This window comes from Pseudomonas sp. W5-01, assembly GCF_046540435.1.
GTDB lineage: Bacteria > Pseudomonadota > Gammaproteobacteria > Pseudomonadales > Pseudomonadaceae > Aquipseudomonas > Aquipseudomonas graminis_B.
This window is the reverse complement of the sequence record NZ_JAXCIP010000003.1, coordinates 189,429-203,029: the sequence shown is the minus strand read 5'-3', so window position 1 is coordinate 203,029 and position 13,601 is coordinate 189,429. Positions and strand designations below refer to the sequence as shown.

General features: G+C 62.2%; 12 protein-coding genes. All 12 read right to left on the bottom strand.

Going from position 1 to position 13,601, the window contains the following annotated elements:
- Positions 1-60 precede the first annotated feature (60 nt).
- The gene (locus SLW75_RS10870) at positions 61-972 is read right to left on the bottom strand and encodes an alpha/beta hydrolase (RefSeq protein WP_410934458.1); all 912 of its coding nucleotides are present in this window, start codon (positions 970-972) and stop codon (positions 61-63) included.
- Between the two features lie 75 nt (positions 973-1,047).
- Complete coding sequence (locus SLW75_RS10865) at positions 1,048-2,325, bottom strand: flavohemoglobin expression-modulating QEGLA motif protein (protein ID WP_065989910.1); 1,278 nt, start codon at positions 2,323-2,325, stop codon at positions 1,048-1,050.
- A gap of 27 nt (positions 2,326-2,352) precedes the next feature.
- Positions 2,353-2,910, bottom strand: a complete 558-nt coding sequence (locus SLW75_RS10860) for a hypothetical protein (protein ID WP_410934457.1) — start codon at positions 2,908-2,910, stop codon at positions 2,353-2,355.
- 18 nt (positions 2,911-2,928) lie between these two features.
- Entirely contained in the window at positions 2,929-3,660 is a 732-nt protein-coding gene (locus SLW75_RS10855; protein ID WP_410934456.1) for a TetR/AcrR family transcriptional regulator, read from the bottom strand.
- A 110-nt stretch (positions 3,661-3,770) separates the two neighbouring features.
- A complete protein-coding gene (gene lysS / locus SLW75_RS10850; RefSeq protein WP_410934455.1) occupies positions 3,771-5,273 on the bottom strand; it encodes a lysine--tRNA ligase in 1,503 nt (500 codons plus the stop codon).
- Positions 5,274-5,387: 114 nt separating this feature from the next.
- Positions 5,388-6,483 (bottom strand): peptide chain release factor 2 gene (prfB, locus tag SLW75_RS10845; RefSeq protein WP_108120905.1). Its coding sequence is split into 2 segments (ribosomal slippage): positions 5,388-6,410 and positions 6,412-6,483, totalling 1,095 coding nucleotides; the frame shifts between segments, so codons are not numbered across the junction.
- A gap of 159 nt (positions 6,484-6,642) precedes the next feature.
- Positions 6,643-7,647 carry a PleD family two-component system response regulator gene (locus SLW75_RS10840; RefSeq protein WP_065989920.1) on the bottom strand — a complete coding sequence of 335 codons (1,005 nt, stop codon included), beginning with the start codon at positions 7,645-7,647 and terminating at the stop codon, positions 6,643-6,645.
- A gap of 45 nt (positions 7,648-7,692) precedes the next feature.
- Positions 7,693-8,703, bottom strand: coding sequence for a chemotaxis response regulator protein-glutamate methylesterase (locus SLW75_RS10835; protein ID WP_410934454.1), 1,011 nt, complete (start codon positions 8,701-8,703; stop codon positions 7,693-7,695).
- The gene (locus SLW75_RS10830; protein WP_065989924.1) at positions 8,700-11,036 is read right to left on the bottom strand and encodes a hybrid sensor histidine kinase/response regulator; all 2,337 of its coding nucleotides are present in this window, start codon (positions 11,034-11,036) and stop codon (positions 8,700-8,702) included. Before SLW75_RS10830 ends, SLW75_RS10835 begins: the two co-directional genes overlap by 4 nt.
- Positions 11,033-11,716, bottom strand: a complete 684-nt coding sequence (locus SLW75_RS10825; RefSeq protein ID WP_065989925.1) for a chemotaxis protein CheW — start codon at positions 11,714-11,716, stop codon at positions 11,033-11,035. Before SLW75_RS10825 ends, SLW75_RS10830 begins: the two co-directional genes overlap by 4 nt.
- Positions 11,713-13,068: a CheR family methyltransferase gene (locus SLW75_RS10820; protein WP_410934453.1), complete on the bottom strand. Its 1,356-nt coding sequence runs from the start codon at positions 13,066-13,068 to the stop codon at positions 11,713-11,715. The genes SLW75_RS10825 and SLW75_RS10820 overlap by 4 nt, the downstream gene beginning before the upstream one ends.
- Positions 13,065-13,601 carry a chemotaxis protein CheW gene (locus SLW75_RS10815; protein WP_410934452.1) on the bottom strand — a complete coding sequence of 179 codons (537 nt, stop codon included), beginning with the start codon at positions 13,599-13,601 and terminating at the stop codon, positions 13,065-13,067. The genes SLW75_RS10820 and SLW75_RS10815 overlap by 4 nt, the downstream gene beginning before the upstream one ends.

The window sequence follows — 13,601 nt, the reverse complement described above, 5'->3', positions numbered from 1 at the left end:
GATCAAGCTCACTTCCACATGTACTGATCGCGCGGATTGTCACTCGTGGCGCTGCTCCGCTCACGGTTGAGGAGCCGGTGCCGCCTTGCCCGTTTGAGGATCAGGATAATTCGGAATTTCTCCCATCCTGCGCAGCCCGTTGAAGTGCTGCGGATCGTCCAGATAGCGAACCATGACTTCACGCCAAGTGGGGTCGTTAAAGGTCTGCACGTGCGGCCCGCGCGTGAGTTGCAGAACGCGCGGCGGCGGCGCGGCCTGATACAGGCTGATGCCGTTGTACAGCGGCACTTGCGTGTCGTCCAGACTCTGGAACAGCAGCATGGGCGTGCCCTTGAGCTGCGGCATGCCGTTGATGGCGCTGTCGCCGTCGGGGATCACCCACGACAGCGGCCGTTTGATGGGCCACGTCAGCCACGACGTGCTGAGGGTATAGCGGGCGACCTCACGATAGCTCGCCGGCACCCCATCGAGGACCAGCGCCTTGACCCGCGCGCGCTGCTGCGGATGTTCGGACAGGTAATGCACCGCCAGTGCCCCGCCGATGCTTTGGCCGAGCACCACCAGCGGTTTGCCCTGCACTTCAGGCGCCGCGTTCAGCCAGTCAAACGCCGCGTCGATGTCCTGATAAATGGCCGGCAGACTCGGCTCACCTTCCGACCGACCATAACCGCGATAGTCCACCAGCAGCACTTGATAGCCCTGCTCCGGCAACCACCAGCTCCCCGCGAGATGCCAGGCCATGTTGCCGCCGTTGCCATGCATGTGCAGCACGGTGCCCTTGACGGGTACGCCGGGTTTTACCGGCAGAAACCACGCGTTGAGTTTGGTGCCGTCGGCCGCTGTAAGGGTGACATCGCGCCAGGCGAGGTGGGCCTTGTCCGGCGTCAGCGGCAAACCGCGTTCCGGGTAGAACAGCAATTCGCTGCAGCCACTGAGGGAAATGACCAGGAGCAAGGTAAGAAGAAGCTTCAAGCGATGTCCTTCAATTCTGGATGGGCGGACGACGGGAAACCTGACAAAGGCGCCGATGTATCGGCGCCCACAGACTCACAGAATATTCGAATAGTCCGCTTCGATCCGGTCCAGGCTCAAGTGATTGAGGAAGTTGGAGAAACACATCCACGCCGACAGCGCATTCATGTCACGGAACTGATCGGGCAGGTATTTGGGCGGCACCACCAAGCCTTCGTCCACCAACTGGCGCAGCGTGCGCATGTCTTCCAGCGTGGTCTTGCCGCAGAACAGCAGCGGCACCTGCTCCAGCTTGCCCTTTCTCACGGCCAACTGGATGTAGTTGTAGACCATGATGAAGCCCTTGAGGTAGGACAGATCCTTGGTGAATGGCAGGCCATTCGGCACCGAGCCCCGGAATACCCGACTGGCGTTGCCGTAGCTTTCCGACATGCCGAAGCCTTGCTCGCGATAGAACTCGAACACCTGCAAAAAGTCGGCGCCCTCCTCGGCCATGTGAATGGCACGGGTGCGATTGGTCAGCTTGCGCAGGCGGCTCGGGTAGGACGCGAAGCCGATGATCTCCATCAGAATCGCCAGGCCTTCCTGGGTCACTGTCGACGAGGGCGGGCCTTTGGACAGGAAGGTGCAGATCGGCTGATTCTGCCCATTGAGCGTGGTGCCGACGTGCACCAGGCCTTCATGGACTTCCAGCGCGCGCACGTCGCGTTCGTTGAACATCGCGTCGCTGCGGATCTTGATGTAATCGGCCCCGGCTGCCGCGTCCGCCACGATGCCGTCGGATTCGAACACCCGGATCGTCTCTTCAGCCTCACCGAACGTGCGATTGAGCCGGGTTTGCAGCATGGCGACGGCGTCTTTGGCCGTCAGGATTTTCGGCTCGTCCTTGAGATCGCCGCGGCCGGCAATGTTGTTCAGGTAATCGGAGAGCATCATGCCGAGGTCGGACAGGGTCGGGTCGCCGGCGTGGAACGCATCGGACGCCGCGCCGTACAGCTCCTGAGAGATCAGGCCGAAGTCGGGGGTGCCGCGTGCTTCGAGCATGCGGATGACCATCCGGTACTCCTTGCACATGCGGCGCATGATCTGCCCGACCGGGTTGAACTGGCCCAGCTGCCGGGTGATGTCACGCTCGATGTTCTGGAACTCCAGCTTCACCGCGCCGGAATCAAAGCCCAGCGGGCGATTCTCGTAGTAGGCGCGATCCACCTCCGGCAGGTTTTTGCCTTTGCCGTCGAGGAAGGTCTTGCGGATGTTGTCATCCCACTTCACGGCATCAAGGACGCGGATCGGCGTCTGCGCCACCACGATACGATCGGACAACGTGCGAATAGTCTGCTGGTATTCGTCCACCCGGTACCCCTTATTGAACCGTTTGCGCTATTTGGTCATGCGCTGATATTGAGCTGCCTTGAGAAAGACGTCGGAATTGGCCGGGTCGTCGAGGTAGGCAAAGACCTTGTCCATGGAACTTGAGATCAACATGCCGTCGCCCTTGACCGTATCGACCCGCTCCCCGTCGATAAGCTTCTGCTCGACCAACTGCTGAAACCGCTCCAGGTCCAGGTCATAGACCACCAGTTCGTCGGCGCCGTTCTCGTTATCCATCAAGTCGAAACCGGCGATGACGTAATTGCCGCCGTATTTGTCAGGCAGCGCGGCGGATACGTACCAGCGACTGCCGTGCCGCGACACGGTGAAGGCGTACTCGTCACGGTTCTTACGATCGCCTTTGCGGTAGCTGACCGCTTTGTAACGGTCGGGGCCGGCGCGGCTGATTTCCAGTTCGAGCGGCTCGCCCCAGGCATTTTTGCTGCTCCAGGTGCCGAGCAATCTGGGCGGGGCGGTGTTGCTGACCGGAATCGGGTCCTTGAACGTCACCAGGCATCCGCTCAACAGCGCGAACGACAGGGCGAGCAATACGCGCCAGACTTTCATCAGGTTCTCCTTGAGGTATCAGCCAGCCATCGGCTTGGCAGTGCCCAGTACCAGATGCATCTGGCGAGTAAGAATAGCGAGCATTTCTTCGTCTGCGCCGGGGCGGGGCCCGTTGAGCAGCCCCTGATATTCCATCCGGCAGATGAGCCCCGTCAACACTTGGGCATCCAGTTGCGGCTGAACCGAGCCCATGACTTCGAGAAACTGGGCGCTGCCCTGCAACAGGATCTGCTGGTGGGCGCTCACCAGTGGCGCCAGTCGCGGGTTGATCAGCGCTTCGAGATGAAAGGCGTGCTCGGCAATGAGCTGGTCACGACGGGTCAGCAGTTGATGGCGTACGTACTCCATGGTCATCCGCGCGATCTCATCGGCCAGCCGGGCGTGGGCTTCGGCGCTGCCGTCGTTACGGGCAACCATCTCGCGGAGCAGCGCCTCGGTGTTGGTCCACAGCTTGGCCATGTACGCCGCGCTGCGTTCGACGTATTGCGCGAAGGCATCGGTGAGCAGGTCATCGATGTCCTTGAAGTAGTAGGTGGTGGCGGAGAGCGGCACTTGCGCTTCGGCAGCGATTGCGCGATGACGCACGGCCCGAACGCCGTCACGAATGAGGACGCGCATGGCCGCATCGAGGATCTGTTGCCTACGCTGTTCACTTCCCTGTCGACTCGCCTTGCGGCCCTGGTACTGAACACTCTGTGCGACTGCCGTGGCCAGGCCAGCGGCTCCCTTTTGAGCGATCGTGCGGTTCACAACTGGATTTCCTTTTCATTGAGTAGCATGCGCGGTGTCTGCAGGAGCGTGGCCTGCGTGACTTTACAGACAAAAAAAAGCCGCCCTGCGCAGGCGGCTTGTTTTGACGCTTAGGCTTGCGGCCGCATGTGCGGGAACAGGATGACGTCTCGTATGGACGGCGAGTTGGTCAGCAGCATGACCAGACGGTCAATGCCGATGCCCTCGCCCGCGGTCGGCGGCATGCCGTATTCCAGCGCCCGGACGAAGTCTGCGTCGTAGTGCATGGCTTCATCATCGCCCGCGTCCTTGTCCGCCACCTGCGCCATGAAGCGCTCGGCCTGGTCTTCCGCGTCGTTCAACTCGGAATAGGCGTTGGCGATTTCACGGCCGCCAATGAACAGCTCGAAGCGGTCGGTGACGTTGGGGTTGTCATCGTTGCGACGGGCCAGAGGCGACACTTCGAACGGGTACTGGGTGATGAAGTGCGGCTGCTCCAGCTTGTGCTCGACCAGCTCTTCGAAAATCATCACCTGCAGCTTGCCCAGACCTTCGAAACCCAGCACCTTGGCGCCGGCTTTCTTGGCGATGGCGCGGGCCTTGTCGATGTCGTTCAGGTCATCGGCGGTCAGCTCGGGGTTGTACTTGAGGATCGAGTCGAACACCGACAGACGCGCAAACGGCTCGCCGAAGTGGAACACTTTGTCGCCGTACGGCACGTCGGTGCTACCGAGCACCAGTTGGGCCAGCTCGCGGAACAGCTCCTCGGTCAGGTCCATGTTGTCTTCGTAGTCCGCGTACGCCTGATAGAACTCAAGCATCGTGAACTCGGGATTGTGACGGGTCGAGACGCCTTCGTTACGGAAGTTGCGATTGATCTCAAACACCTTCTCGAACCCGCCAACCACCAGACGCTTGAGGTACAGCTCAGGCGCGATACGCAGGAACATTTCCAGGTCCAGCGCGTTGTGATGCGTCTCGAACGGCTTGGCCGCTGCGCCGCCCGGAATGGTCTGCAGCATCGGCGTTTCGACTTCGAGGAAGTCGCGCTGCATCAGGAAGCTACGGATGTGGGCGATGACTTTCGAGCGAACGCGGAAGGTTTCACGCACGTCATCGTTGACGATCAGGTCGACGTAACGCTGGCGATAACGCTGCTCGGTATCGACCAGGCCATGGTGCTTGTCGGGCAGCGGGCGCAAGGATTTGGTCAGCAGGCGCACGTTGGTCATTTCGACATACAGGTCGCCCTTGCCGGAACGGGCCAGGGTGCCTTCGGCTGCGATGATGTCGCCCATGTCCCAGGTTTTCACCGAGGCCAGGGTTTCTTCCGGCAGGGTCTTGCGGTTGACATAGACCTGGATGCGACCGGTCATGTCCTGAATCACCATGAACGAGCCACGGTTGAGCATGATGCGCCCGGCAACCTTGACCGGAATCGCCGCTTCAGCCAGCTCTTCCTTGGTCTTGTCCGCGTACTGTTTCTGCAGGTCGTTGCAGTAGTTTTCGCGACGGAAGTCGTTCGGGAAGGCATTGCCCTTGGTGCGCTCGGCCGCAAGTTTTTCCTTGCGCAGGGCGATCAGGCTGTTTTCTTCCTGTTGCTGGGCTTGCGGGTCGAGTTGTTGGTCGCTCATGTCTTGATTATCCATCACAGGTTCGTGGCCCTTCGTCTGGCCGGGAAGCGCGACGAAGGATCGCGGGCGGCGACGTCATGATGACGCGCCCGACCCGCAACAGTGGTGTGGCGATTACAGGCCCTGTTTGAGGCTCGCGATCAGGTATTCGTCGATGTCGCCATCGAGCACCTTGTCGCAATCGCTGCGTTCGACGCTGGTGCGCAGGTCTTTGATGCGCGAGGCATCGAGTACGTACGAACGGATCTGGTGACCCCAGCCGATATCCGACTTGGTGTCTTCCAGCGCTTGCGAGGCCGCATTGCGCTTCTGCACTTCCTGCTCGTACAAGCGCGCCCGCAGCATCTTCATCGCGGTGTCTTTGTTGGCGTGCTGGGAACGTTCGTTCTGGCAACTGACCACGGTGTTGGTCGGCACGTGGGTAATCCGGACCGCCGAGTCGGTGGTGTTGACGTGCTGACCACCGGCGCCCGAGGAGCGGTAGGTGTCGATACGCAGGTCAGACGGGTTGATGTCGATTTCGATGTTGTCATCGATTTCCGGCGACACGAACACGGCCGAGAACGAGGTGTGACGGCGGTTGCCGGAATCGAACGGGCTTTTGCGGACCAGACGGTGGACGCCGATTTCGGTGCGCAGCCAGCCGAATGCGTACTCGCCCTTGATGTGCACCGTGGCGCCTTTGATACCGGCGACTTCACCGGCCGACAGCTCCATGATGGTCGCGTCGAAGCCGCGCTTGTCGGCCCAGCGCAGGTACATGCGCAACAGGATGTTCGCCCAGTCCTGGGCTTCGGTGCCGCCGGAACCGGCCTGGATGTCCAGGTAGGCGTTGTTCTGGTCCATCTCGCCGCTGAACATGCGACGGAATTCCAGTTTTTCCAGGGCCTCGCGCAGGCGCTCGACTTCAGCGGCAACGTCGTCGACGGCGGCCTGGTCTTCTTCTTCGGCGGACATCAGCAACAGGTCCTTGGCGTCCACCAGGCCGGTGCTCATTTCGTCGAGGGTGTCGACGATCTGCGCCAGCAGCGAACGCTCGCGGCCCAGTTCCTGGGCGTACGACGGGTTGTTCCAGACGTTTGGATCTTCGAGCTCGCGGTTAACTTCGGTCAGACGATCATGTTTGTGATCGTAGTCAAAGATACCCCCGAATGGTTTCGGAGCGCTCGGACAGGTCCTTGATGCTGTTTAGGATCGGGTTGATTTCCATGGTAGGCAGCACTCGCAGGCGATTTTCACAAAGCCGGCGAGTATAACGCAGGCAAACCCGGGATGGCAGTCCGTTGGGCAGGGGTGCGCCGCGTTCGTTGTTGTTGCCAAGGACCCGACCCGGTTACGGCCAGAGCGCGCAGGAATGCGAATCCTCGCCCTACCCCACCGCCACCTGATTGCGACCATTGTGCTTTGCCGCATACAGCCCCTGATCCGCACTTTGAATCAACTGGCGACTGTGGCTGCCCACTTGCGGGACGACAGTGGCCAGACCAATGCTGACCGTCAGGCTGGAGCCCTGGGTCGGGGCGACGTGGGGGATGTTCATGCCGGCGATGGTCTGACGCAGTTTTTCAGCCAGCAAACGCGCGCCGCCAGGGGAGGTGCTGGGCAGTACCAGCGCAAATTCTTCGCCACCGTAACGCGCCGGCAGGTCGGAAGGACGGCTGGAGTTGGCGCGGATGGCTTTGGCGACCTGACGCAATGCCTCGTCACCTTCGAGATGGCCGAAGGCGTCGTTGTAAGCCTTGAAGTAATCGACGTCGATCATCAACAGCGAGATCTGGGTCTGCTCCCGGGTGGAACGGCGCCATTCCAGTTCCAGGTACTCGTCGAAGTGGCGGCGATTGGACAGGCCGGTCAAACCGTCGGAGTTCATCAGCCGTTGCAGCACCAGGTTGGTGTCGAGCAGCTGTTGCTGACTGACCCGCAACGCACGATAGGCTTCGTCGCGCTGCAGCAGCGTCATGTAGGAGCGCGAGTGGTAGCGAATGCGCGCCACCAGTTCGATGTTGTCCGGCAGTTTGACGAGATAATCGTTGGCGCCAGCGGCAAAGGCGGCGCTTTTGATCAGCGGGTCTTCCTTGGTCGAGAGCACAATGATCGGAATGTCACGGGTCTTCGGATTGGCGCGGTACTCACGCACCAGTGTCAGGCCGTCCAGGCCGGGCATGACCAGGTCCTGAAGAATCACGGTCGGCTTGATGAGGATCGCTTGGGCAATCGCCTGATGCGGGTCTGCGCAGAAATGGAAGTCGATGTTGTCTTCGTGCGCCAGCCCGCGGCGGACAGCCTCGCCGATCATGGCCTGATCGTCGACCAGCAGCACCATCGCAGCGTTTTCATCCGTGGCGTTCAGATCGTCCAGTTGCAAATCATGCATGCGGGGTCTCCTGGTCACAGGCGGGCTGTGAAATCACCTGGAAATTCATTGGGTGAATACCTCCTTCAAGCGAGGTGCGATCGAGTCCAGTGAGCGAATTTCCATGGCGGCGTCGATCGCCGCAGCCGCTTTAGGCATGCCGTACACCGCACAGCTTTCCTGATTCTGGGCGATGGTGAGAAAGCCCCGCTGACGCATCAGCTTGAGTCCCTGCGCACCATCACGGCCCATGCCGGTCAACAAAACACCCACTGCGTCACCATTCCAATAGCTGGCCACACTTTCGAAAAACACGTCGATGGAGGGCCTGTAAATTTCGTTAACCGGCTCTGCGGTATACGCCAGCGTGCCGTTCCTGAGCAGACGAATATGGTGGTTGGTGCCTGCCAGCAGCACCGTGCCCACTTGCGGCGGCTCGCCATCGCGCGCCAGCCTGACCTCAAGCCCCGAAGAGCCGCTCAGCCATTGCGCCATCCCTTCGGCGAATACCTGATCCACGTGCTGCACCAGCACGATGGCGGCCGGAAAGTCATTCGGCAGCGCCTTGAGCAGTATTTCCAGCGCGGCAGGCCCGCCGGCCGATGAGCCGATGGCAATCAACCGCTGACACTGTGCCGACTCGCGCAGCGGGGGCGGCACGGGGCGCACCCGCGTGTCCCGCTCGCCAATGAGCCAGCCTATATTAAGTATCTTGCGCAACAAAGGCGCGGCGGCATCCCTGGGGTTGCCGGCCCCCAGCGCAGGCGTGTCGACCACGTCCAGCGCGCCATGGCCCATGGCTTCGAACACCCGATGCACATTCTGCTCGCGATCCACGGTGACGATGACGATGGCACACGGCGTCGCCGCCATAATACGTCGAGTCGCCTCCACGCCGTCCATCACCGGCATGATCAGGTCCATCAGTATCAGATCGGGCTTTTGCTGGACGCAACGCTCGACAGCCTCGGCGCCGTTACTGGCCACCCAGACAATCTGGTGCGCCGGCTCGAAAGCCAGCGCGCGACGCAGCGCCTCCACCGCCATGGGCATGTCGTTGACGATGGCGATCTTCATCCCTGCGCATCTCCTATCAACTCAACGACCGCATCGAGCAACGCGTCGTCGTGGAAACTGGCCTTGGCCAGATAGTAATCGGCGCCGGCGTCCAGGCCGCGACGACGATCTTCTTCACGGTCCTTGTACGACACCACCATCACCGGCAGCGATTGCAGGCGGCTGTCGCGACGCACCAGCGTCACCAGCTCGATGCCGTCCATACGCGGCATGTCAATGTCGGTGATGAGGAGGTCGAAATCCTCACCGCGCAGGGCGTTCCAGCCGTCCATGCCGTCCACGGCCACCGCCACTTCATAGCCACGACTGAGCAACAGTTTGCGTTCCAGTTCGCGCACGGTCAGGGAGTCATCGACCACCAGCACGCGCTTGCGCACCCGTGCGTCAGCCTGACGACTGCGCCGGTCGATGCGTTCCAGGCGTCCGGTATTGAGCAGTTTCTCCACCGAACGCAGCATGTCTTCAACGTCGATGATCAGCACCGCCGAGCCGTCGTCGAGCAACGCGCCGGCGGAGATGTCCTGAACCTTGCCCAGGCGCGGATCCAGCGGCAACACCACCAGGGTGCGTTCGCCGATGAAACGCTCCACGGCAACCCCATACACCGCATCGCGCTCGCGAATCACCACCACTTTGAGCACGTCTTCACTGTGCTGGCTGGCCGGACGGTTGAGCAGCTGAGTGGCGGCTACCAGCCCGACGTGGCGCTCTTCATGCCAGAAATGCTGACGCCCTTCCAGCTGTACGATTTCGTCGGCGCGCACGTCACGCATGCGCTCGATGTGCGCCAGCGGAAAGGCATACGCTTCGCCGCCGACGTCTACCACCAGACTGCGCACCACCGACAAGGTCAGCGGCACTTCGAGATGGAAACGGCTGCCCTTCCCCGCGCGCTGGTCCAGTTCGACGCCGCCACGCAGCTGCCGGACCATGTGCTGAACCGCATCCAGACCGACGCCTCGACCGGACACTTCAGTGACCTTGTCGCGCATGCTGAACCCGGGCAGGAACAGGAAGCTCAGCAGTTCCTCCTCGCTCAACTGCGCAGCGGTTTCGGCGGGCGAGAGTTTGCGATCGATGATGCTTTGGCGCAGACGCTCAAGATCCACCCCGGCGCCGTCGTCGATCAGCTCGACCACCAGCAAACCGGCCTGGTGAGAGGCCTTCAGCTTAATCAGCCCCTCGGCTGGCTTACCGATGGCGACGCGCTGCTCGGGCAGCTCGATGCCATGGTCGACGGCGTTGCGCAGCAAGTGGGTCAATGGCGCTTCAAGTTTTTCCAGCACGTCGCGATCGACCTGAGTCTTTTCGCCGTCGATCTCAAGCCGCACCTGCTTGCCCAGCGAGCGGCCCAGATCACGGACCATGCGCGCCTGCCCCGCCAGCACGTCGGCAAACGGTCGCATGCGGCAGGCCAGCGCCGTGTCGTAGAGCAGTTGCGCGCGTTGCGAGGCCTGCCAGCCGAACTCGTCGAGGTCCGCCGTTTGTTGAATCAGCAAATGCTGCGCTTCGCCGAGCAGACGCCGCGCTTCGTCCAGCGCCTTCTGCGCGTCGGGATCGGTGTTGGCGCCGAGCAAGGCTTCGAGACTGTCCAGCGCTCGGGTCGCACCGGTCTGGGTGCGTTTGACCCGTTGCATCGCGGCCAGATACGGCTTCAGCCGTTGGGTCTCGACCAGCGACTTGCTCGACAGGTCCAGCAGGTTGTTCAAGCGTTCGGCGGTGACGCGCAGGACCCGTTCGCCGGTCTCGACCACACGTCGTTCACCGGGACCCTCCGTTTTGAGCGCAGGGTCCGGAACGGGTTCGACAGTGGAAGCTGCCAGCTCTTCAGCCGCCGAATCCTGCGCCGACTGAAGCGAGGTGACCAGCGACTGCGCGTTGGCCAGCAGGATGTCTTCGAGGGAAGGCAGCGCGGTCGGCACCAGCATGGCTTTCATCGCCGGATCGTCGCTGACCATGTTGTTCATCAGCGCCACATAGCCGTCGACATCTGCCTGAGGCACGGTGGCGCCAGGCGTGGCGATGCGCATCAGCAAATCGGTGCCCATCAGCAGAGCGTCGATGTGCTCGGGCAGTAGGTGCAATCGCCCTTCCTGGGCACTGACCAGGCAATCTTCCATGACGTGGGAAACGCTGACGCCGGCGTTGACCCCGACAATACGCGCCGCGCCTTTCAGCGAATGGGCCGCGCGCATGCACGCTTCCAGTTGATCGGCCTGGGTCGGATTGCGCTCAAGGGCCAAAAGGCCTGCGCTCAACACGTGGGTCTGCGCTTCCGCCTCCAGGGTGAAGAGTTCGAACAGCGACGCATCGCGCATTTGATCGGGCGTCATGTCAGGCTCCGGTTCACAGCCGACAACAGGTGGTCTTCATCGAGCAGGCGCAAGCTGCGGTTTTTCCATTGCACGACCCCTCGGGTGAAGCGCGCGTTGCTGTTCTGCGTCGACGCCGAGGCACTGTCCAGCAGACGCGCCTCAATGGCATGAATGCCGTCGACTTCGTCCACCGGCACCACCACCGGACCGCCGTCTGCCGAAACGATCAGCATGCGCGGCAATGTTCGGGCGTCACCCACCGGCGCGACTGAAGGGTCCAGCCCGAGCAGTTCGACGAACGACAGGCACGCCACCAGGGCGCCGCGCACATTGGCAACCCCCAGCAAGGCGCGGGAACGCTGGTGCGGAAGGGAATGAATGGCTTGCACCGGCGACACTTCCACCAGACACCGGGTCGGCAGACCGAGCCACTCTTCGCCCAGACGAAACACCACGGTCGAGCGGGTTTCGACGTCGACGGCCAGCGCATCGGTGTGCATCGACACGCGCTGCTCCTGCGCCAGCGAATAGCGGTCGAGCAAGCGCGTGGCTGCGGCCGAGTAGACGGAGCAGTTACGGCAATGAATATGATCGGCAAGCAGCGGACAGGAGCGGTCGCCATGGATGCCAATGCGGTTCCAGCAGTCGTCGATCGCCTCGGCGTCGTCGCTGACCAGCTCTGTGTGTACGCGACTCATCCACTGTGTCCTTCTTTAGTGACACCCCGTGCCGCGCGCTCCTGCAGCCGCCGGGCCCCTGCGCTGTCGCCCTGGGCGGCGAGGAGCGCGGCCAGTTGCGCCAGGGTTTCCGGATGCTGTGGTTGCAGATACAACGCCTTGCGATAAAACCCTTGTGCCGCGCTCGTCTCCCCCGCCACTTCGCTGAGCAGGCCCAGCCAGTAAAACACCGGCGCCACGGGGTCGAAGCGCTTGAGGTACTGCTCGCACGCCACCTTCGCCTCGCCACTGCGGCCTTCGTTGGCAAGGACGGCGATGCTGCGCAGCAACTCGGCTGCTTCGCCATTGCCAGCACCCGGCGCTACCACCGCCTTGATGTCGGGTCTGAGCGCAGCCCTGCGTTCTTCAGCCAGCGCAGGATCACCCAACAACCTCGGCGCAAAGGCCTGGGGTTTAAGGGTGCCGCGCGACGGGGCCGAGGCTGAGCGAGCAGACGTTGAGTAAGCAGGCAAAGCATCGTTTCGCGACGGCGGCATGGCTGGGGCAGTCAGCCCGCCGTGGGGTTCGGAAACGGCCTCGTCACGCCGACGAAAGGCAAAGGATTGGGGAATGCCGATCGACACCATGCCCATGCGCCCGAGCAGGCTGCCCTCGGCGGGGCCGATAAACAGCACGCCGTCGTCGCGGGTCATGCGTTTGAGCGCCTCGAAGCCCTGACGCTGAGTCTCGACGTCGAAGTAGATCAGCAGGTTGCGGCAGAACACGAAATCGTAGGCCGACTGCGCCACCGGCATGGCGGGATCGAGCAGGTTGCCGGACTGAAAGCGGACCTGATCACGTACGCGCATCTCCAGACGATAGCCCTCTTCGGCCGCGTTGAAGAAACGCTCCCGAAAACCCAGTTGATCCCCACGAAAGGAGTTCTTGCCATACACGCCCTGGCGCGCGCGCTGGATCGAAAGCGGGCTGATGTCCACCGCCTCGACGCTGAACTGCGGGCCTCGCAAACCGGCGTCGAACAGCGCCATGACGATGGAATAAGGCTCCTCGCCGGTGGAGCACGGCAGGCTGAGAATCCGCAGCGGACGCACGCCATTGAGCTGCGCCAGTCGGGCATTGGCCAGCTTGCCGAGGGTGACGAAGGATTCCGGGTAACGGAAAAACCACGTTTCGGGGACGATCACCGCTTCGATCAGCGCCTGTTGCTCGTCCGCCGAAACCAGCAGCGTCTGCCAGTAATCGTCGTGGTCCCGCGCCTTGGACAGCGTGCAGCGCTGACGCACGGCGCGCTCGATGATCGCCTCGCCCACCGACGCGACGTCCAGCCCGATGCGGTCCTTTAGGAAAGCGAAGAAACGCGCATCGCTGCTCATGGCGTGGCCTCGAAGGCATCCAGGCTAATGGGCTGTTCGGGAAACAACAGTTCGCGCACAGCGTCGCTGAGCAAGTCTTCCACGCGTATCCACTGCAGCAGGCCGTGTTCGTCTTCGCGCACCGGACCCAGATACGGCGCCTGGGCGTTGTCCAGGCCGTAGGCTTTGAATTCATGGGGCGAGCAGCGCAGCGTGTCGGTTGCCTGTTCGAGGATCAACCCCAGCTCACGCGGGGGACGATCACCGCCCAGGCGATAGTGCACCAGCACCAGCCGTGTGCTGGTGCGCAGCTGGGAAGGATGGCCGAAGGTCAGCGCGCTGAGGTCGATGACAGGGACGATTGCACCCCGGTGGGCGAATACACCGGCGACCCAGTGCGGCGCTTGCGCGATGGGCTTGAGCACCAGCCGTGGCAGCACTTCGGCGACTTCTGTCGCTTGCAGCGCATAACGTTCCGCACCGATACGGAACAGCAGAAACAGCTTGCTCTTCGGCAATACCGCAGCGCTGCGCTTGGCTGAATGCTCGATCAT